Origin of the sequence: Rhizobium sp. CC1099, assembly GCF_029714385.1 — a bacterium.
Classification (GTDB): Bacteria; Pseudomonadota; Alphaproteobacteria; order Rhizobiales; family Rhizobiaceae; genus Rhizobium.
Genome location: NZ_CP121641.1, coordinates 2268534 through 2288076, shown reverse-complemented (window position 1 = coordinate 2288076; position 19543 = coordinate 2268534). Strand labels below are relative to the sequence as shown.

The following is a 19543-nucleotide window of genomic DNA, read 5'->3' as shown; positions in this document are numbered from 1 at the left end:
TGCAATCGAACATTAGCTACCGACTACATACCTTGGATCCAACCGTCAACACAGTTATGGACGCCATGGTTGCATCTTCTTTGTCGCTGAAGGTTCGGATTAATCTCGGCCGCTGACAACGCTCCGCGGCATTTGACCGAAGCCCCGAATGCGGTCGTTCAGTGAGGTACCGCGCGAAAACTCAAATGTACGGCCACATGAGCGCCGGCGCTGTCTGCTGGCCTTCGACGTGGTAGGATACACGGCCGTCGCTGATCGACGATCAAGAGGTGGGCAGAGATATGGAGAGGCGGCTCACAGCGATACTTTCTGCCGATGTGGTCGGCTATAGCCGCCTCATGGGGGAGGATGAGGACGGCACGCTGGAGCGGCTGAAGGCCTGCCGCCGGGAACTGGTCGATCCCGCCGTCGAGGAGTTCCACGGCCGCATCATCAAGCTCATGGGCGATGGTACGCTGGTTGAGTTCGCGAGCGTCGTAGACGCCGTCCGGTGTGCCGCCGTGATCCAGCGGAAAATGGCCGGTCGCGACCAGGGCGTCTCCGAGACACAGCGAATTCAGTTTCGCATCGGCGTCAATCTCGGCGACATCATTGTCGAAGGCGATGACATCTACGGCGACGGCGTCAACATAGCCGCGCGCCTGCAATCTATTGCCCCGCCCGGCGGCATTTGCATATCTGGCACCGCGTTCGATCACGCCGTGCACAAGGCCGATGTCGGCTTCTCGGCTCTCGGTGAGCAGCACCTGAAGAACATAGCCGACCCGGTTCGCGTCTATCGCGTTCTGCTCGCCCCCTCCGAGGCGGGAACGGTCGCCGCCGCCGCCCGCCAACCAGATCGGAGGACTATGATCCTGGCAACGGTCGCAGCGCTGCTTATCGCGCTCACCGCGATTGTCTTCGCCTGGCAATGGCCGTTTGCGCCGCAACGGCCATCCATCGCGGTGCTGCCGTTCGGCGATATCAGCGACGATGCCAGACAGGACTATTTTGCGGAGGGGCTTACGAACGATCTCATTACTGATCTGTCGAAGATTTCTGGGCTGCTTGTTATCGCCCGCGATTCCGCTTTCTCGTTCAAGAACAAATCCATGAACGTCCGGCAGATCGCCGAGCAATTGAACGTCCGCTACGTGCTTGAAGGCAGCGTCCGGCGTGCGGGAGACGCGGTTCGCATCAATGCGCAGCTTATCGATGCGAAGACGGGAAGAAACATCTGGGCGGAGCGGTATGACCGCGACTACACCGATATCTTTGCGCTGCAGGACGAGGTGATCGAGCACATCGTGGGCGCGCTGGCGGTGCGCCTGACCGACAGAGAGCGAACTCAGATTGCTCGCCTGCCAACCCGAAATCTCGAAGCCTACGACTCCTACACTCGAGCCGAGCAGAAGGTGTACTCCATAGACTACAAATCTCTCGAAGAGGCTCTCTCCCTCTATGAGAAGGCAATCAAGCTCGACCCCGAATTCGCCGACGCCCATACAGGCTACGCCCGAGCCATCGTTGACGTCCTTGGGTTCGACTATCAGCCACTGATGTTGAGTGCGGTCGCGCGGCAACGTGCCTATGAAGCGGCAGGGCGGGGCCTCGAACTGAACCCGCAGTCTTCGCGAGCCTATGCCGTGCTCGGCATCCTGCAAATGCTTGACGGCGAAATCGATGAGGCCATCGCATCGGTGAATAAGGCCGTGGCGCTCGATCCGAATGGCGCGGAGTCGGAACTCAACCTCGCGATTGTTCTGACTTATGCGGGGCGGAACCCGGAAGCACTGGCGGCCATGGAACGCGTACTGCAACTGGACCCCAAGCCACGAGTCCAAGTCTACGACTACTACGGTCTCGTGCTTTACATGAATCATCGGTATGAGGAGGCAATCAGGGCACTGCAGACAGTCCGACCGGAGGAGCCGAGCGATCTCGGCCTTGAAACCCTGGCCATGGCAAACGCGCGACTGGGGCGCATGGCAGAAGCGCACAAAGCGGTCGAAGCAATCCTCGAGAAGTCGCCCGGCCAGAGCCTCGCCAGCCTGCGAGTTGTGTATTCCCACCATCGTCGGCAACAGGATCTCGACCACCGGCTGGACGCTCTGCGCTCTGCGAAGCTCCCGGAATGGACGTACGATTTTCGTGGACGGCCAGAAGACCGCCTGGATGCCCATTCGATCCGGGCTCTGGCGATTCACAAGACCTGGATCGGGCATCAGCACGACGGGGTCCGCTTCTTCATGGAGCTCGGCCCAAACGGTGATTTTGCATTGCGCGCTCATAACAGCATCATCGTCGGCAAGTTCAGTCTCGAGGACAATTTCTTGTGCACGCGATCCTCATCGACTTTGCTCGGCCGCAAATTTTGCAGCCCTGTCTATCGCAATCCCGGAGGAAGTGCGGAAAAACATGACGAATATGTCCTGCCGGACTCCGCGAACGTCTGGTATTTCTCGGTTCTCCCATGATGCCCTACGGTCGCAACGCGTCAGGCCGCAACATCGCCAGTCCTGGTCAGTTGTGTTCCGCCCTGGTCTTGAACTCCTTCGACTCGACCCCCGGCCATTTAGCGTCGGCCTTCGCTGTGACGGCCGCCGGCGCAGCATCGAAGTCTTCCTCCAGGCCCTCCTTTCCGGAGAAAAGGTAAAGCTTGCCGTCGACGATGCGCCAGGCTTCCGGGTCGATGTTCGCAGATGCCTCTTCCACTGACGTGCCCAGCGCGCAGAAGCCGCCATACTGAGGAGTGTAGCGGATCGGCTCGGAAGCAAACGCGTTACGGTGCTTCACGCTGGCGAAGTACCATGTCGCACCGAGCCATTTCTTTGTGAACTCTGGCGAACCCTTTGTCGCACGGCCATCGGTGAAATACGCCACGGGATCGTAGCCCAGGATGGCGACGTTGCCGAAATACCCGGTATTTACCACCTCGGCGGCGCAGGATTCACCAGAGCCCATGGTGGTGAGGGAGACGACTGCGGCCGTTGCAAGAGCCAAATGGCCTCGCATTGCGGGACCTTTCTTCTTCATGCGGTGTCCTCCAATATTGTCGGTCAGTTACCAACCGCAACGCAGGCCGCATACGCCGCGCCCATCGTCTTCTTGGGTTGGCAATTGGCACCGTGCTTCTTGAGCAAGGTCATCACCTGGGTGCTCTTCATGAAAGTCGCTCGGCTCAGCGGCGTATAGCCGTAAGCCTGGATTGCCTCGACCGCGGCCCCGCGGGCAATCAACAGCTCGGCCACTGCCGCCTGGTTTTCTTCGGCGGCTACATGCAATGGCGTGATCTTGTGCTTGCTCAAGGCGTCGACTTCCGCCCCGTGGTCCAGCAAAAGCTCGGCTATTTCCACACTTCCGGAATACGCCGCCGCGTGCAACGCGGTGAAGCCGCGGTCATTGCGGGCTTCGACGTCGGCGCTGGCTTCGATCAACTCGGCGGCGATCCTGGTCTGGCCGGAAAGCGCAGCTTCGATCAAAGCCGTCTCGCGACTCTCGTCGCGGCTATTGACATCGACGCCTTGAGACAAGAGCTGGCTGATTACGTCGAGATCGCCCTCCCGTGCGGCGTCATGAAAGGGCCCTGCGTTGACTGCGCTTGCCGTAATCCCAAGACAAAGAAAGACCGCAACCAGTGGAATGATGCTGAAGTGTGGCTTTCGGTCTTTCGCGAAAGGCTGCCGGCACAACTTCATTTCATGACAAGGAGCGTCTCGCACGTCCCTCTCCGAAATTTGGACGCAACTCCAAGTGTAGCGTGTCCGACCAGAGTGGCAGGTATACGCGGACGCGGCTGTCAATTCTCGCTTGGAAACGGGCATCATCCAACCCCCGCGTTGCGCACGTGGACGGATTAGGAGGAAGACTCTACCGCATTTGACGCGCTGACGCCATGGTACTCCTGTCGACATCTGAAAGTTGCCGCTCGATTTGACCATTTCAGCGATCCAGAACGGATCACGGGCGTGAGTTCAGTCGTGGCGAGTAAACTTCCGCTTGGGGTCGAGACGTGATCTTCGCGCTGCCCTTGGAAAGGCCCGGCTGGTGGTATCTCCTACTTATCACTGCAAATCTGTTGGTTCGTCGGTGAGATCTCGAGAACCTTCCTGAAGAAGTGAGGCGAGCCATGAAACAACGGTGCTCACCAATCGAAAAAATGTAGTTAAATCAATGCTTGTGTGCCAGCTCTGTGGTGCATTTGTGTAGCGACATTGAGGACGAGTCAACGGTGCGCGGGTTTCGATGCGTTACCACGACATCGATCAGTGACGGGGGCGCCCGAAAATCGAGAAATCAAGTGTTGGGGCAGCGGAGCGCTGTTCCAGAGGTGATCGAGATAGAAGAAGCCCTTCGGTTTGCCGTCACGCACCATAGAGCCGCTGTCGGGATCGGTGCGCGACACCTTGGTCTCCTTCACTTGCGGCTCGCGCGCAAGGCGGGCTTCTTCTCACTGTGAACAGCCCGCTCCGCAGAGTGAGGATGGACGCCGTGTTTGGCTCGTCCCTCTGGGTGCGTCACAAAAATCACCGCAAAATCAAAGTTAAGCTCTTAAAGTAGCTTCTGGATGGATGAAACTCGATTGCATCCAGTTCTGCGCGTATTAATTGCATGAATTACTTAAACAAGATGGGGCGATTTCATTCTCGGTGATACTTCTCGTACCGAAATTGAATCTAAACATCGAGACCATAGAAAAAATTTCATTTGCATAGTCGAATTTCATCGATATAAAATATAAATAACAAAAAACATACATGGAAACGCCCTTCTATTCGGCCTGCAGCGTAAAAAGTCAGGATTGGCGAAAATGAAGGACGAAAATCTATTACTTGATCCGCGTGATCATAAGATACTTTCAGTATCAAGGGCACTTGGTTATGTGTTCGCCTTTATGCTGATTTTCACGATCGCCATGGCGATGATCCCCAATCAGTTTTTCATTGTCTCCACGCGCGCAGTCATCAATGCGCCGGTGCAAATGATCGCCTCGCCGATTTACGGCAGGGTGGACAGGATTTCCCTGCAGGTCGGACAAGTCGTCAAGCTCGGCGATGTCATGGCGACGGTCTCCAATCCCAACCAGGACCAGACGTCGCTGACCGGCTTGCGGCTTGAGAAGCTCGATCTCACCGAAAAGCTGAACAATACGAGAAGCGTCGTTCAGGAGCGCACCGACCAGCTCCAGAAGGTCAAGAGCCAGATCGCGGACGTCAAGAACGGCGTGATCAGCGAGCTTTCGGCGGTCATCGAAAATGCACGTTACAACGTGCAGACCTACGAGGCGCGGCTCAATGAACAAAACGCCCTGCTGCAGAGGCAGCTGGTGCTTCTGAAGAAGAAGCTGATCTCCGAGGCCAGCATCGAACCGCAGCGCCAGAAGCGTAACGCCGCGCAGTACGAACTCGACTCCGCGCGCGGCGAACTGCGCCGCAACGAGATTGTCCTGTCGCTCGTCGAACGCGACATCTACACCGGCGGTACCGTCGCCGCCAATCTGCTGACGCTTGAAATGCAGCGCACCAAGCTTGCCGGCGAGATCGCCGAAGACAACATCGAGATCAACCAGATGGCGGAGCGCAAGCAGCAGGTCGAAAACCTGATCGCACGGGAGGAGGGTCGGCTTGGCAAGACCGGGGCCGCCGAGGTCGTCGCCGAGCGCCATGGCCAGATCGTCAGCGTCGACGCATCCTTCGGCGATTTCGTGATGCAGGGCCAGCCGGTGGCAAAATCGCTGGATTGCAACGAGGCCTTTGCTGCCGCCGTCTATCGCAGCCGCGATGTGACGTCGCTCGAGATCGGCATGCCGGCGATGGTCAATTTCCGCAGCCTCGGCGTCAAGCGCGACGCCCATATCTACAAGATCGTGCGCTACTTCAACTCAGGCCCGGAAAATCGCTATTACGCGAAGTTTCCGGAAGCCGAAGGCCACGAGGTCTATGTGCTCGTCAAGATCGACGAACCGGCCGGCGAGGGCGGCGGTCCGGCGCATCAGAACAACGACAAATTCTTTGGATGTCATGTCGGCGAGGATGTGATCGTCTCATTGGGCGAGACGATCGTCTCCCGGATCGCCCGCTATTCGAAGCTGGCGATGGACAGGCTGGCGTCGCCCGGGACGATGCTTTCGGCATCCGCGCTTTTCGACAAGGCGACGGCGCCGCGCTCAGCCGCTGCCGAACCCGCCAATCCGTAACGCCGGTTTTCGCCGCTGCATTGATGAGGGTCAACAATGAAGCATCTGAGATCGACCATCAACAAGGGACGCTTGCTGGTGCTCGCCGCGGCAGTGATTGTCCTGCAGACATTCCCGGCGCTTGCCGATAGCGAACATCAGGAGCTTGCCTGCACGCTTTGCGACGGGCTGGCTGCCCAGATGGGCGGCGATCCTATGCAGCCCTTCGTCCTGCGCAGTTTCGAACCGGCAAACGGCGGGTCGGCGCTCCATCCGGCTCTGGAAAACACCGGCTTTACCTATGACAACGCGCTTGCCCTAATGGCGTTTTACGGCTGCAAGCGAAAGGCCGAAGCGCGCCGGATCGCCGATGCTCTCGTGCTCGCCGTGGAGACGGACCGTCACTATCATGACGGACGGTTGAGGAATGCCTACCGGTCCGGTCCGGTCGCTCCGGGCAAGGAGGGAATGCTGCTGCCCGGTTACTGGAGCGCGGCCAGCAATTCCTGGATCGAGGACGGCTACCAAGTCGGCAGTGCGACGGGCAGCACCGCATGGGGCGCGCTGGCGTTGCTCATGGCCTACGAGGAGACGGAACAGCCGGCCTATCTCGACACCGCACGCAAGATCATGGACTGGATCCACCGCAGCACGGCAGATCCGCAAAGCCCGGGCTATTTCGGCGGCTTTTTCGGGCATGAGCCGGCGCCTGAGCGCATGACCTGGAAATCGACGGAACACAATCTGGATATCTACGCCGCGGATAGCTGGCTTGCGCGTCTGGACGCCGGCGGCGACTGGACCCACCGCGGCGACAGCGCGCTGAAGTTCCTTCGTGCCATGTGGGACGACGGCGAGGGGCGCTTCTATATCGGCAGCGCCCCCGACAGCAACGCTCCGAATATCGCGATGTCGGGGCTCGACGCCGAATTGTGGCCGTTGATCGCCGTGCCGGACTTCAAGACCAAGGTCGAGCGGGTCATGGAATGGACCGAGCTTAACCATGGCGTCGATGGCGGCTTCGACTTCAACAGCGACCGGGACGGCATCTGGCTCGAGGGCACGGCGCAGGCAGCACTCGTTCTGCGGCTTGCCGGACAGTCCGAAAAGGCCGAACCCTTGTTCAAGACCATCGCTGCCCAGGTCACGCCCGGCGGGCTCATCTATGCGACGGTCAACGAGCAGCTTTCGACAGGCCTTCAGGTCGGTCCCAACTCCTCGCCCGGCGATTTCAAATATTACCGTCTTCCGCATATCGGGGCGACCGGCTGGGCCGTGCTTGCCGCGCTTGACCTCAACCCTTTCCTCGGCCGCGCGGGCCAGGCGCTGATCAGCAAGGATAGCCCATGTCCCCCGAAGTAGTCACTCTCTCGGACGCCATTCTCTTTTCGCTGCTGGCGCTTGCGCTCATCATGGGCTGCGCCTGGCTGCTCGACAGCCGCCGGGCCAAGGATCGCGTCATCTTCGGCATGATCCTCATCGTCATGTTGTTGAATTATCTCTATTTCCGCATCACCAAGACGCTGCCGGACTTCGAATGGAGCGCCTATGCGCTGTGGCCGCGCGCCTATCTCTCTTTCGAAATCGTCGTCATCTTCTATACGGTGCTTTCGATCGTCTTTTTCTTCCGGCGGACAGACCACAGTGCGGCTGCGGACGCGAGCGAACTCACCATCGCCGGCGCTGCATCGCCGCCGGCCGTCGATGTCTTCATCTGCACCTATAATGAAGAGCTATCCATTCTGGAGCGCACGATCCTTGCCGCGAAGGCGATCGACTATCAGAATTTCACTGTCTGGGTGCTCGATGACGGACGCCGCGACTGGCTGGAGGATTATTGCACCGAGGTTGGCGTGCGATATCTGCGGCGCGGCGACAATGTGGGCGCCAAGGGCGGCAATCTCAACAATGCCATCCGGCAGTCGGCGAAGGAGACCAACGCGCCCTTCATCCTCATTCTCGACGCCGATTTTGCGCCGCAACGCGCCATCCTGAAGCGCACCGTCGGCCAGTTCGCCGATCCAGGGATCGGGCTCATCCAGACGCCGCAGTTCTACTACAATGCCGACCCCGTCCAGCATAACCTCCTGGCATCGAAGGCATGGGTCGATGACCAGCGCATCTTCTTCGACGTCATGCAGCCGTCGAAGGACGGATGGGGGGCTGCCTTTTGCGTCGGCACGTCCTGCATCGTTCGGCGCGATGCGCTCGGCCTGATTGGCGGCATGCCGCAGGAAACGGTCACGGAGGATATCCACCTGACCTACCGGCTGCTGCAGAAGGGCTTGAAGACCCGCTGGCTGAACGAACGCCTGAGCGTCGGGCTCTCGGCCGAAAGCCTCTCAGGCTATATTACCCAGCGCTGCCGCTGGTGCCTCGGAACCATTCAGGTCGCGCTGCTCCGGGATGGCCCGTTCTTCGGCCGCGGATACACCTTCCTGCAACGGCTGCATTATTTCCACGGACTGCTCTTCTGGTTCTGCCGCCCGTTCATCCTGCTTTTGATGGCAGCGCCGATCCTCTACTACTTCCTCGGGCTGCCGGCGATCCAGATGGAACCGGAAGCCTTCTTCCTCTATGCGCTTCCGATGGTCGGCGGCATGTGGGTATTTCATGCCTGGGTTTCTGGCCGGCGCAGCATGCCGCTCTTTACGGAAGTGTCGCAAATGGTGTCGGCGATCCCTATCACGATCGCCCTGCTTCACGCCCTTATCCATCCGTTCGGGCGGCCGTTCAAGGTCACGGCCAAGGGCGAGGACCGAGCGCGCGTCGACGTCCTTTACCCGATCGCCGGGACGTTCCTCCTGGTCATCATCCTGACGTTCATGGGTATGCTCAACGGTCCCCTGATGGGCACCTACAACGACCTCGACGGCTTCAGCGTCGCGTGGGGCATGGTCGTCATGGTCTATGCCTTCGTTTCCCTGCTCGTTTGCATAGAACTTCCGCGAGAGCCGCTTGACAGCATCCGGTTTCCGCTCGCACGGCAGGCAAATCTTGCACGCGACGGCAATCGTATGCCCTGCACGGTCGACACCATTTCAATCAGCAAGGCCGAGATCACGCTGCATGACAATCGGACGGCCGGGCAGATTCGTGCAGGCGACATTGTAATCTTTTCGCCCTTCGCCGACTTCGACGTCGCGGGCAGGGTGAGCGGCGTGGATAGGTCGCGCCTCGGCCTATCCATGTCCATCGTCGCAGTCCGCGACCGCCGCTACGACTGGGAAATCCGGCAGAGCGCCGAGGATGTCCGCCGGAAGATGATCCAGCGCCTGTTCAGCGAGATGCCGCAGGCCATGCCCGCCCGCGCCTATCCACTTGCCGCCATCCGCGGCCTCTGGCGCCGCACGTTCGATCGCCCCTCGAAGCTTGCCGGTACCATCGAAAAGCACGCCGTCAGCGTCAGATCGCGGCAGGCTCTGCTACGCTGGCAGAGGCCGCGTGACCTTGCACCAAGGGTGCCGCTTTTGCAGATCGGAGCGGCGAGTGCTGCGCCGCCGTCGCTGGCCGAGTGAGCGGAACGACTGCTAACGCTTGGTCCGGATGCCTCGTTAGCGATCGCTAGGCCGACCGGGCTTTCTATCCGTTAATCAGAATATATTTCGATAGAACGGAGTAGAGATCGACATTTTTCTGCGATTCACCAATGTTGCTTGACGTGTTACTCAAATCATCCTTTGGAAACGTCTTCAACGATTAAACCCGTTATGTGCTTTAGAACAAATGGTGGGCCTGCAGCGAAGCCCTATTAATTTGTAAAAGGCGAACAAAAACAATCACTTTTCCTCTCTGCTGCGTAGGAGTTGTGTAGCAGTCATGAGTAGAAATCAAGCACCGTTTAAGGGTAGGATGCTATACTCATGATCGGGTCTGCGAGAACAATTGCCGATCGCGCCCCCACGCACATATTCGAAACGGGGTCTACTCATTTAAGCGAAGCTGCCGTCCCGATGTGGCCGCGTTGTCGAACCGAGCGAGCAGATCCGCTGCCTCGACCAGGATGGGATCGGAGATGCACGGTCCCCCCGTGACAATCGCATCGCTCTCGCGGAGCAGCCGATCGGCCAGGTGCTCCAACCTGTCCCAGAAATCGTCGCCGCGTTGCTTCGCCAGAATGGCGGAGAAGTGGAGCCTGCGACTTAGGAGACGGATAACGCCGTACTTCTCGCCTGGCGTCATCTTGTCGAGGTTCGTCGTCACATCCATGTTATCGCTCCGGTATGGGGAAACAGGCGAACTCAGTTGCTTGCAATGTTGCTTTCGCCGATACGTGCGTGGGGAAGGCGTGGACCTTTTATGAACATCGCACGGTCGGTCCGACCTTCATACGGACAAACTCGCCGTTGACGGAGCAGGTCGCCCCCGGCGATGCCCCGCACTCGGGAATGGCGCATTCGGCAAGGATGGGGACGTAGATACGCGTGGCTTTGTCGACATGAGGGCGAGGCCGACGGCATACGCGCCGATCAGTACTATTCCGGCAAACGCAACGGGTAGCGCGTACGTGTCGCATTGTCGTGATGTCCGAGGTGGTTTCCGTTCAGAAACTTTAGCAAGCCCCCCACGTCCCGAATATTGATCTTGGATATCGCGGGCCTATACCGAGGGATACTGTCGCTCGTTTCCGTGCACGCTTCACCTAAAGCTCGTTAGAAATTCGGAGATCAAAGCGGCGATTTCGTTCGGGTTTCCCTTGAGCGCGAAATGGCCGGTTTCAGAGAAATAAAGCTTGGTGTCCGGCAGGTCGGCAAGGTAAGCCTCCGCCCGGGTGCGGTGAAAAGCGGGTCGTTCGGCCCCACGTGATCAGAGCCGGGGGTTTATTCGCCCTCATTCAGGCTTGCCAACGGGGTACTGCGGCAGATTGGTTCTGTAGTCGAGAAGGAGGGCTACCTGAGCCGCTTTCTGCCTGGCAGATCGAGACAATACATGCACCATCCAGTTCGTCCTTCAATTGATACTCGTGGGCGAGGCGATCGAGGCTTGAGGGCTTCAGGTGCTCGGCGGCGGGCAGCACCGCCAGCACAGCGTTCCACTGGCCGTCAGCGCACAGGCGCTGTCCCCGGCAGAACACGCGTTCACTATCCTCCCACAACACCTCCAAGGCGTTATCTCCATCGGCGCCTAACGCGAGGGGTCGATTGCCGCACGCCATCGCCGACTTAGCGATCCTGGCAGATTCCCCGTCTTTTTGTCCTCGTCCTCCCCAAGTTGGCCGGAAGGCATACTAGCATATCTCGTCTGCTCATTCGACCGTACCGGCAGGGGACAGTCTCCTCCGGTCGATGAACTTCCGCTTTGGGGTCAGAAACGCGACGTTCCCGGCATCATTGGCAAAGGTCCGGAAGTTGCGGATTGTGTTGGAAAACTCCAAAATTGGGGCTTAGCGAAAGTCGGCCAATTCGCGATCTAAGCGAATGTTGCTGCTCGATCCGCCTCAATTCCGCCACACGGCTCGCACGCTGCTTGATGGCAGAATAGGCAGGTCCCCACGTCAATTTTCTGTGTCGGCCTCTACGGCCCTCCGAAAAATCAGACGTTGTAGAAAACGGACTTTTTCAACGATATCGGCGCAAAGCTGACTTTGCGCGTTGCAAGTCACGGCTTCCAAACACGCTTAACCTGCGGTAGGCACCAAAGGAGATCGTGTCCATGGAAGTGGTGTAGCTCGCGGCTGATGGCCGTGCTTTCCGACATAGGGCCGGAGGGATATCAGCGTGCCACAGCGGGCAGACTGATTTGGGGATCATCGCTCATTTGCGCCATGGTCTCAAGTGTCAGGTATCTGGCGCGTTGGACGGCCCATTCATCATTCTGTTCGAGCAGCAGTGCGCCGACGAGACGGACGATGGCTTCGTCGTTCGGAAAGATGCCGACGACCTCGGTGCGTCGCTTGATCTCGCCATTGAGACGCTCGATTGGATTCGTCGAATGCAGCTTTGCCCGGTGCTCTTTCGGGAAGGTCATGTAGGCGAGCACGTCCTCTTCGGCATCGTCCATGATGGTGGCGAGCTTCGGCACTTTCGGCCTGATCTGATCGGCGACGCTGCGCCATTGAGCGCTTGCTGCCTCCGGGGTCTCCTGGGCAAAGGCCGTTGCGATGAAAGCGGATACGACCCGCCTGCCGCTCTTTCCGGCATGTGCCAGGACGTTTCTCATGAAGTGAACCCGGCACCTCTGCCAGGTGGCGCTGAGAACCTTGGTGACCGCGGCCTTGAGCCCTTCCTGCGCATCGGAGACGACGAGCTTGACGCCACGCAGACCCCGGCGTGTCAGCCTGCGCAGGAATTCCGTCCAGATCGGCTCAGCTTCGGACGTGCCGACTTCCATACCCAGAACCTCACGCCGCCCGTCGCTGTTGACACCGACGGCGATGATGACGGCGACGGAGACGATGCGACCACCACGCCGGACTTTGAGGTAAGTCGCGTCGATCCACAGGTATGGCCAATCGCCTTCGATGGGACGATCGAGGAACGCCTTCACCTTGACGTCGATCTCTTCGCACAGGCGGCTCACCTGGCTCTTGGAGATGCCGCTCATACCCATCGCCTTGACCAGATCATCGACTGAGCGCGTCGAGATGCCTTGGATATAAGCCTCCTGGATAACAGCCGTCAGAGCCTTCTCCGCCATCCGACGGGGTTCGAGGAAGCTCGGAAAGTAGCTGCCCTTGCGCAGCTTGGGAATGCGAAGCTCGACCGTTCCGGCTCGCGTCTCCCAATCCCGATCACGGTAGCCATTGCGTTGAGCGAGCCGCATCGGGTTCTTCTCGCCGAAGTCAGCGCCGGTGGCTCCGCCAACCTCCAGCTCCATCAGCCGCTCGGCTGCAAAGCCAATCATCTCGCGCAATAAATCGGCATCGGCGCTCTTCTCAACAAGCGAGCGCACGTTCATCATGTCATTGGTCATCGGTGGTCTTTCCGTCAGGTTGGTCTTGAACAACCCGACCCTACCGGAAAACACTGATGGCCACCTTACTCCTCAAAACCTACACCACGTGCCGGGACACGATCCCAAAGGAGGGTGGAGCAATACATTTTACGCAATAAATTCAATGCGAGTTCTCTTTTGTTGGACCCAATGTTGGAACCTATCGATCGACCGTTTGCAACCGCGTTTCGAAGCTGGCGCTGGTTTTAGGCCGGGGGCGCAAAATTACTTTTGAAACTTCGTTCTTCCAGCCATTCAAACGGGATTTGCAACACGTTGCAAAATGGAACATTTTCTAGATAGGGAATGGCGTGAGCACGTCGATGGTAAAATTCCGCGATCCCCCGAACTCAGGACCCCGTTGACGATACTGCGGGGCCGCATGCAGGGGCTAGCGGACAGTGTCTTCCGCCCAGTCAGGAGCCGTACCAGAGCCCTCGGTGAATGCGCGCGCTGGAGACAACATGAAGTCCAGGAATAGATCCGATATGAAGCCTTCAAACGCCATCCCGCTTGCTCTGCTGCTCGGCGCTGCCACTATGCCGTTCTTGGGAACAACCGACGCGCAGGCGCAGAACCGCGACGTCAATCAGTCGGTATTCGCCTTCGGCGGCACGATGGTCGACGCCGACATCCTCCAGGCAGCCAATCCTTTCGGCGTCACATACGACGACCTCCCGATCTTCGGCCTCGGCTACCAGTACTTCCTGGCTAGGATGGGCTCCTTCAGGTTCGGACTGGAAGCGGGGCTCGCCGGGAGATACGGCGGGCATCCGAATGCGGAATTCTGGGGCGGCGGCGTCGGTCGCTACGACGGTTTCGAGATTGGTGATACCGTCCGTATCTCACCGGCCTTTACGTTTGGCATCAGCCATGTCACGCATACCCAGGAGGGACGGGAGCGCAAGAACGAGCTGGAGGGTAACGGGGACGCCAGAACGCTGTTCTATCTCGGCCCCGAGTTGAACCTTTCCTTCAACGCCATGCCCGACGTCGATTTCTTCTGGCGGATACACCACCGGTCCGGAGCCTGGGGGACGCTCGGCGACATGCACGGCGGCTCCAGTGCAAATGTCGTCGGCGTGCGGTTCAATTTCTGAAGGACCTTCTTCATCTCCAATCCGTCGACGTTCGCGGCGGTCCGTGTCCCACAGGTGCGGGACCTCGCCGGATGGGCAGCAGCGCTGTGGTTGATGACGGCATCGTAGGTTGGCTTTCCGCCATAGGCGCCGTCGGCAGTGAACTGTCCGGTCGGACCGCCGATCTGGCCGAGCAGTGGCTCCACCCGAAAAGCATCGCCTGTGTCCTGGTCGGTCAGAGTATGGGCAATGATCTCGCCGCTATGCATCCAGCGCCAGATGCAATCTGCATCAAGCACGGCGACAAGCCTTTTGAGCTTCTTGAGCGCAAGCATGTGACCGCGATCCGCGACGCCCGCATAGATGCTCCCGGCGCGGCCAACAACATAGTGAAGGCAATCAGCGCTCTTTTCGCTGGGCAATTGAGGTTGGCGAGGCAAAGACGTATCCCTGTAACGGCATCAAGCGGCTCACACATGGAAGCTTGAGGAGATAGAGCAACACGAGGCTTGTCACTAGCCGGGGACGACTGCGCGCCTGGCGCTGGCAATTTTCATGTTTACCGGGTTGCGGCTATCTGGTGCTGCCATATTAGGGCGGCAACACCTGAGCGACGGCTGGCCCGGCAAGACGAGCTGGTCAAGCCGCGTGGATGTCAATATACCGGTACTGCCTAATCTGTTGGACGAACTCGCACATGTGCCGGCTGGTCCACTCACGTTCCTAGTCACTGAATACGGCAAGCCGTTCTCCGACAAAGGATTGGGAAATAAGATGCGCCAATGGTGCGACGAGGCTGGCTTTTTCCATTGCTCGGCGCACGGCTTGTGAGAAGCGGGGCTTCAATCGCTGCGAAAACGGAGCGACCAGCGACCAGCTCAAAGCGATCTTCGGTTGGACGACGAGTCAGCAGGCTGACCTTTACACTCGTGCGGCTTGCCGCAAGAAGCTCTCAGGCCACGCCGCGAAGCTCTTGGTTCCCGACCGAAACGAGAACAAAAATGTCCCATTTTCATAGGCCAACTTTGAAAAGTGGGACAGAAACAAGGAAAATGAGGAGGAAAATCAACGGTTTGTTGAAAATTATGGTGGGCCCGGAGGGACTCGAACCCCCAACCAAGCGGTTATGAGCCGCCGGCTCTAACCATTGAGCTACAGGCCCTCGCGTGGCTTTGCCGCGCGGGCAGCGGGGCAATGGCTCCCCGGTGCGATTTCGCTCTAACGCAATTCGGATGCAGCGACAAGACGCTGCCGCAATAGCTTCACAATCAATCGTCAAAGAGTGAGGCGGGATGGCGACAACCAAGGAGTGAAAAAATGGCGCTACGGACTATCAGAAACGTGGCTTTCGGCATGCTGATCGGCATGCCTGCCGCGCTGGCGGGGGCTTCGGCTTCGGCTGCCGACGAAACGAAGCCGCGCGAGGCGGTGATCATGGTCTCTGGCGAGGGGGAATCGGCGCTGGCGCCGGACATGGCGGTGCTCAACCTTGCCGTCGTCAAGCAGGCGAAGACGGCGCGCGAGGCGCTCGACGAGAACAACAAGGCGATGGCTGGGGTGCTGGCAGCGCTGAAGAAGGGCGGGATTGCCGACAAGGACCTGCAGAGCTCGGGCTTTTCTGTGCAGCCGCAGTATAACTATCCGCAGAACAACGACGGCCAGCCGAAGCCGCCGGAACTGATCGGCTACCAGGTTTCCAACGGGCTGACGGTGCGCGTGCGCGATCTTGGCGAGCTGGGTGGCATCATCGACCAGGCCGTGACGCTCGGCGTCAACCAGGGCGGCGACATCCAGTTCACCAACGACAAGCCGGACGCGGCAATCGAGGCGGCCCGCAAGGATGCCGTCGCGGCCGCGATCAAGAAGGCAAGGACGCTGGCGGAGGCTGCCGGCGTGAAGCTCGGCCGCATCATCGAAATCAGCGAAAACAACGTTCGGCCGCTGCCGCAGCCGGTCTATCGCGCGGCGATGATGAAGGAGGCAAGCGACGCTGCTGTGCCGGTTCAGGGCGGCGAAAATGCCTATAATGTTACCGTGAACGTCACCTTCGCACTCGAGCAGTAGCCTCAATTCTCCACTTCAAAGTGAAAAAAAGCCGTTGATGTTCTTGAGCGATATCAGCGGCTTATCCCATTCCGGAGGCGTGTCGGCAGCCCGGTGGGCATAAATCGCTTTATCACGCGAGTGTTACACTATAAAATCGATCGTGTTATTCGGTCCGGAGGGAACCCTGGGGTTCTGTGTGTCCTGCTTCGATCCCGGCCGATGAGGAGGAACTGGCTTAATCCACAAGAGGAGACAGACATGACGAATGCCTTGCCGCCACTTCACAACGGACACGCCCCGATCACCCTTCAGGAATTGTTCCGCGAAGCGCTCTATGCCTTCGAGGAATGGGATACGGAACTTACCGAACCGATCGTCACGTTCGAAGGACGGGTCATCCCGATCAGCCTCGTCTTCGAAGCCATGCGCGAATGCGACGACATCGTGCCGATGAACATTGTCGGCGCCGTCACCGAAAGACTTACCAAACCCTGGGAAGGTGAAGGGCCGCTCGATCAGATGAGCTTCTCGACGGCCGCCCGCGTCATGCGCGTGCTGGTGCGCAAACGCCTTCTTGCCAACGGCGGCGCCGATATCATGGCCGTCTCCAGCCGCACTGCAGAGCGCAAGCCGCCCGAATGAACCTTTGAGGGATCGCGCCATTCCGCGGTCCCGTCACGCTCGCAGGGAACCGGTCTCACTTCCAATCGTTGAAGACAGACACGAAGGATGTGAGCACCATGCTAAAATCAATCATACGCGAAATCATGGGTCCGGCGCCGCGTGCGCCCGTTTCGCCGGACTGTCTCAAACCATTCATTGGCTCAAAGCGCGTGCTCATCATATTTGCGGATGCGGATGATGATCGTGCGGCCGTTCAGGACGAGTTGCTACGCACCTCGCATCTGCGTTTCATCGAGGATGATATCGAGGTGTTCAGTATCGCCGGCGGCGGGGTGTTTCCGCTTTTCGAAGGCTCCTACGACCTCGACGCCGATGAAATCCGCGATGACCTCGAAGGACCGCAGCCCGGTGAATTCGGCCTTGTCCTGCTCGACCGCGACGGCACGGTGAAGCTGCGCTCCAGCGAGCCCGTGCGGCCCGAGGAAATCATAGGCGCGCTGTCGTCGATGCCGCACTGAGCTTCGGTATCATCACGATTCTGCTTTACTTTTGCCACCGGATGCGGATGTTTTCCGCCGGTTCGATGACGCAAGAGGAGCGAGTTTTATGACCATCGAAGAGGATCTCGGCCGGATCGCTGAGCAGGAAAAGGTGCTGAGCTTCGACGCCTTCGATCTCACCACCGCCTGGCAACTCGGCAAGCTCTTGCACGAACTCGCGACCGAACGCGGCCTTGGCGTGGCAATCGACGTCACGCTGCATTCCATGCCGGTCTTCTACGCGGCGCTGCCGGGCGCCACGCCCGACAACGTCCAGTGGGTTCGCCGCAAGCGCAACATGGTGTTCCGCTATTGGAAGAGCAGCTATGCCTGTGGCCTGAAGCTGCAGAAGGACGGCAAGACGGTCGAAGACAACGGGCTTTCCGGCGCCGACTACGCGCCGCATGGCGGCAGTTTCCCGATCAACGTCAAGGGAACCGGCTGCATCGGCGCCGTCACGGTTTCGGGCCTGCCGCAGCGCGACGACCACAATCTCGTCGTGGAGGCGCTGTCACTGATGCTGGCGAAGGATTTGGATATCTTGCGGCTGAGATGAGGGATTTAACTGCGGAGCGCCACTTTACGTGACCCTCATTCCTGTGCTTGGCACGGCGCGCCTGCGTCGTGAATGACTCTCTATTTGGCTAGCCTCAATGAGTCTCCCGCGCCATGGACATGGCGCTGCTGGATCTCTGTGACAAGCACAGGAATGTGGGCGTCTGAGGGAAGCGCCCACGCCGGCAATTGCCTCAAATCGTCCCGCCAGCCTCGATGATGCCCTTGGTCAGGCTGCCGGTCGCCGGGAAGAGCGGGATGAGGCAGGCCTGTAGCGCGTGATAGATATCACCCTTGCCGGGGAAGAGGCTGTGGGACGGAACGAGGTCTTCCGTCAGTTCTTCGTGCCAGCCGCCGTTCTCATGGTCGATAAAGGCGCGTTCGATGACGTTCCAGATCTTGCGGTAGCTTTGCTCGTGGAAGTCGCTCGGCAGCTGTTCGTTGAGGAAGTGGGCGGCGCCGGCGCCCTCGCAGGCGGGCCACCAGAGCTTGTTGCGCTTGGCGGGCTTGTCGTGCCAATCGAGCGTGTAGAAGAAGCCGCCCTTGTCGTCGTCCCAGCCGAGCGCCATGGATTGTGCGAAGAGGGCCTTCGCCGCGTCCGGCATCCAGTCGTGGCGCTTGCCGCCGAGTGACCACAGCTGCAGGATGAGCCGGGCCCATTCCAGCCAGTGGCCGGGCGTGGTGCCGGCGGGACGGAACATTTCGTTCGGATGATAGTAGTTCTTGTCGAGAGCCCAATCGGCGCTGAAATGCTCGGCGACGCGCCAGCCGACGGAACCGGCCGCGTGGAGGATGACAAGCTTGGCGATGCTTTCGGCCTTGGCGAGATATTCCTTGTCGCCGGTGGCCTCAAAGGCGGCCATCAGCGCTTCGGTCAGGTGCATGTTGGAATTCTGGCCGCGATAGGCGCCGCCGTCGAGCGGCTGCCAGTCGGAGGTGAACTCTTCGGCGATGGCGCCATGCTGCGGCTCCCAGAACTTCGTGTTCAGGATTTCCGTGATGTCGGCCAACATTCCGTCGGCCAGCGGATGGCCGATGGTTTTCGCTGAGGACGCAGCCAGCAGCACGAAGGCGTGGCCGTAGCCCTGCTTGTTGGAATCAACGGGGCCATTGTTGTTCAGCGACCAGAAATAGCCGCCATTCTTCTTGTCGCGATGGCGGTTCCAGAGGTAGTCCATGCCATGATCGACGACGCTGGCGGCACCCGGACGGCCGAGAAGGACGCCGATCGAGAAGCAGTGGACTGCGCGCGACGCAATATGAATGCTGCGAACCTGTCCCTCGGCATCAAGCGGCTTGCCATGATCGTCGAGATCGTAAAAACCGCCCTTGGGATTGACAGAATTGTGCTGGAAGAAATCGAAAAGGCCGCTTGCCTGGGTGAGAAGCCAGTTGCGGTGATAGGCGCGGGCGCTCCAGTTTCCGAGCCCGGTGCCGCCGATTGCAGGTGCCATGTTACTCCTCCGATTTCATGCACAACGCCTTGCGAAGGGCCTATATAGAGCACGATCTGGTCTGTCACCCGCCCAGCCTTGCAAAACCTGAAACGTCAGGCATATATTGACATAAAGATATCTTTATGTGATTTGGTCACTTTGGTCTTTAAAACGACG

Annotated in this window: 16 protein-coding genes, 1 tRNA gene and 2 pseudogenes; 9 read left to right on the top strand and 10 right to left on the bottom strand. The window is 59.3% G+C overall.

Features of this window, described 5'->3' with window-relative positions; translation table 11 throughout:
* The first annotated feature begins 281 nt into the window (after positions 1 to 281).
* Positions 282 to 2456: a tetratricopeptide repeat protein gene (locus QA644_RS11750; protein WP_283068570.1), complete on the top strand. Its 2175-nt coding sequence runs from the start codon at positions 282 to 284 to the stop codon at positions 2454 to 2456.
* Positions 2457 to 2502: 46 nt separating this feature from the next.
* Here QA644_RS11750 and QA644_RS11745 read toward each other — a convergent pair whose 3' ends face one another.
* The 4 genes and pseudogenes from QA644_RS11745 to QA644_RS11730 all read right to left on the bottom strand — a co-directional run bounded on the left by QA644_RS11745 (position 2503) and on the right by QA644_RS11730 (position 4384).
* A complete protein-coding gene (locus QA644_RS11745) occupies positions 2503 to 3015 on the bottom strand; it encodes a YHS domain-containing (seleno)protein (RefSeq protein WP_283068568.1) in 513 nt (170 codons plus the stop codon).
* A 23-nt stretch (positions 3016 to 3038) separates the two neighbouring features.
* The gene (locus QA644_RS11740) at positions 3039 to 3461 is read right to left on the bottom strand and encodes an ankyrin repeat domain-containing protein (RefSeq protein ID WP_283072371.1); all 423 of its coding nucleotides are present in this window, start codon (positions 3459 to 3461) and stop codon (positions 3039 to 3041) included.
* 21 nt (positions 3462 to 3482) lie between these two features.
* Positions 3483 to 3677: pseudogene (locus tag QA644_RS11735) on the bottom strand (ankyrin repeat domain-containing protein); the annotation flags it as partial.
* A 527-nt stretch (positions 3678 to 4204) separates the two neighbouring features.
* Entirely contained in the window at positions 4205 to 4384 is a 180-nt protein-coding gene (locus tag QA644_RS11730) for a hypothetical protein (RefSeq protein ID WP_283068566.1), read from the bottom strand.
* 405 nt (positions 4385 to 4789) lie between these two features.
* Between QA644_RS11730 and QA644_RS11725 the strand changes: the two genes are divergently transcribed.
* The 3 genes from QA644_RS11725 to QA644_RS11715 are packed head-to-tail and all read left to right on the top strand — an operon-like array spanning position 4790 to position 9672.
* Complete coding sequence (locus tag QA644_RS11725; RefSeq protein ID WP_283068564.1) at positions 4790 to 6175, top strand: HlyD family efflux transporter periplasmic adaptor subunit; 1386 nt, start codon at positions 4790 to 4792, stop codon at positions 6173 to 6175.
* A 36-nt stretch (positions 6176 to 6211) separates the two neighbouring features.
* Positions 6212 to 7516, top strand: a complete 1305-nt coding sequence (locus QA644_RS11720; protein ID WP_283068562.1) for a hypothetical protein — start codon at positions 6212 to 6214, stop codon at positions 7514 to 7516.
* A complete protein-coding gene (locus QA644_RS11715; protein ID WP_283068560.1) occupies positions 7501 to 9672 on the top strand; it encodes a cellulose synthase catalytic subunit in 2172 nt (723 codons plus the stop codon). Before QA644_RS11720 ends, QA644_RS11715 begins: the two co-directional genes overlap by 16 nt.
* A 406-nt stretch (positions 9673 to 10078) precedes the next feature.
* Here the strand turns inward: QA644_RS11715 and QA644_RS11710 are convergent, their stop codons facing one another.
* The 3 genes from QA644_RS11710 to QA644_RS11700 form a co-directional block, all read right to left on the bottom strand.
* Positions 10079 to 10363: a hypothetical protein gene (locus QA644_RS11710; RefSeq protein WP_239598126.1), complete on the bottom strand. Its 285-nt coding sequence runs from the start codon at positions 10361 to 10363 to the stop codon at positions 10079 to 10081.
* Between the two features lie 625 nt (positions 10364 to 10988).
* A complete protein-coding gene (locus tag QA644_RS11705; protein WP_283068558.1) occupies positions 10989 to 11258 on the bottom strand; it encodes a hypothetical protein in 270 nt (89 codons plus the stop codon).
* Between the two features lie 608 nt (positions 11259 to 11866).
* The gene (locus QA644_RS11700) at positions 11867 to 13066 is read right to left on the bottom strand and encodes an IS256 family transposase (RefSeq protein WP_283068556.1); all 1200 of its coding nucleotides are present in this window, start codon (positions 13064 to 13066) and stop codon (positions 11867 to 11869) included.
* A gap of 509 nt (positions 13067 to 13575) precedes the next feature.
* On the opposite strand from QA644_RS11700, the gene QA644_RS11695 reads away from it, so the two are divergent.
* Complete coding sequence (locus QA644_RS11695; protein WP_239598128.1) at positions 13576 to 14187, top strand: hypothetical protein; 612 nt, start codon at positions 13576 to 13578, stop codon at positions 14185 to 14187.
* Positions 14188 to 14270: 83 nt separating this feature from the next.
* On the opposite strand, the pseudogene QA644_RS11690 reads toward QA644_RS11695, so the two are convergent.
* Positions 14271 to 14454, bottom strand: a pseudogene (locus QA644_RS11690) (transposase); the annotation flags it as partial.
* A gap of 798 nt (positions 14455 to 15252) precedes the next feature.
* Positions 15253 to 15328 (bottom strand) — tRNA-Ile (locus QA644_RS11685).
* Positions 15329 to 15519: 191 nt separating this feature from the next.
* Here QA644_RS11685 and QA644_RS11680 point away from each other — a divergent pair.
* The 4 genes from QA644_RS11680 to QA644_RS11665 all read left to right on the top strand — a co-directional run bounded on the left by QA644_RS11680 (position 15520) and on the right by QA644_RS11665 (position 17931).
* Positions 15520 to 16230 (top strand): SIMPL domain-containing protein, encoded by a 711-nt coding sequence (locus QA644_RS11680; protein WP_283072370.1) that lies wholly within the window; start codon positions 15520 to 15522, stop codon positions 16228 to 16230.
* Between the two features lie 240 nt (positions 16231 to 16470).
* Complete coding sequence (locus tag QA644_RS11675; RefSeq protein WP_039845404.1) at positions 16471 to 16854, top strand: hypothetical protein; 384 nt, start codon at positions 16471 to 16473, stop codon at positions 16852 to 16854.
* Between the two features lie 98 nt (positions 16855 to 16952).
* On the top strand, positions 16953 to 17354 hold the full coding sequence (locus tag QA644_RS11670; RefSeq protein WP_039845403.1) for a DUF4174 domain-containing protein: 402 nt from the start codon (positions 16953 to 16955) through the stop codon (positions 17352 to 17354).
* An 88-nt stretch (positions 17355 to 17442) separates the two neighbouring features.
* Positions 17443 to 17931 carry a heme-degrading domain-containing protein gene (locus QA644_RS11665; protein ID WP_194727528.1) on the top strand — a complete coding sequence of 163 codons (489 nt, stop codon included), beginning with the start codon at positions 17443 to 17445 and terminating at the stop codon, positions 17929 to 17931.
* A gap of 193 nt (positions 17932 to 18124) precedes the next feature.
* On the opposite strand, the gene QA644_RS11660 is transcribed toward QA644_RS11665, so the two are convergent.
* Positions 18125 to 19384, bottom strand: coding sequence for an AGE family epimerase/isomerase (locus QA644_RS11660; RefSeq protein ID WP_283068551.1), 1260 nt, complete (start codon positions 19382 to 19384; stop codon positions 18125 to 18127).
* Between the last annotated feature and the right edge of the window lie 159 nt (positions 19385 to 19543).

Excerpts from the sequence above, each read along its gene's own strand:
- QA644_RS11750 (WP_283068570.1), top strand. The coding sequence starts at position 282 with ATGGAGAGGCGGCTCACAGCGATACTTTCTGCCGATGTGGTCGGCTAT.
- QA644_RS11745 (WP_283068568.1), bottom strand. The coding sequence starts at position 3,015 with ATGAAGAAGAAAGGTCCCGCAATGCGAGGCCATTTGGCTCTTGCAACG.
- QA644_RS11725 (WP_283068564.1), top strand. The coding sequence starts at position 4,790 with ATGAAGGACGAAAATCTATTACTTGATCCGCGTGATCATAAGATACTT.
- QA644_RS11720 (WP_283068562.1), top strand. The coding sequence starts at position 6,212 with ATGAAGCATCTGAGATCGACCATCAACAAGGGACGCTTGCTGGTGCTC.
- QA644_RS11715 (WP_283068560.1), top strand. The coding sequence starts at position 7,501 with ATGTCCCCCGAAGTAGTCACTCTCTCGGACGCCATTCTCTTTTCGCTG.
- QA644_RS11710 (WP_239598126.1), bottom strand. The coding sequence starts at position 10,363 with ATGGATGTGACGACGAACCTCGACAAGATGACGCCAGGCGAGAAGTAC.
- QA644_RS11700 (WP_283068556.1), bottom strand. The coding sequence starts at position 13,066 with ATGACCAATGACATGATGAACGTGCGCTCGCTTGTTGAGAAGAGCGCC.
- QA644_RS11695 (WP_239598128.1), top strand. The coding sequence starts at position 13,576 with ATGAAGCCTTCAAACGCCATCCCGCTTGCTCTGCTGCTCGGCGCTGCC.
- QA644_RS11680 (WP_283072370.1), top strand. The coding sequence starts at position 15,520 with ATGCTGATCGGCATGCCTGCCGCGCTGGCGGGGGCTTCGGCTTCGGCT.
- QA644_RS11675 (WP_039845404.1), top strand. The coding sequence starts at position 16,471 with ATGACGAATGCCTTGCCGCCACTTCACAACGGACACGCCCCGATCACC.
- QA644_RS11670 (WP_039845403.1), top strand. The coding sequence starts at position 16,953 with ATGCTAAAATCAATCATACGCGAAATCATGGGTCCGGCGCCGCGTGCG.
- QA644_RS11665 (WP_194727528.1), top strand. The coding sequence starts at position 17,443 with ATGACCATCGAAGAGGATCTCGGCCGGATCGCTGAGCAGGAAAAGGTG.
- QA644_RS11660 (WP_283068551.1), bottom strand. The coding sequence starts at position 19,384 with ATGGCACCTGCAATCGGCGGCACCGGGCTCGGAAACTGGAGCGCCCGC.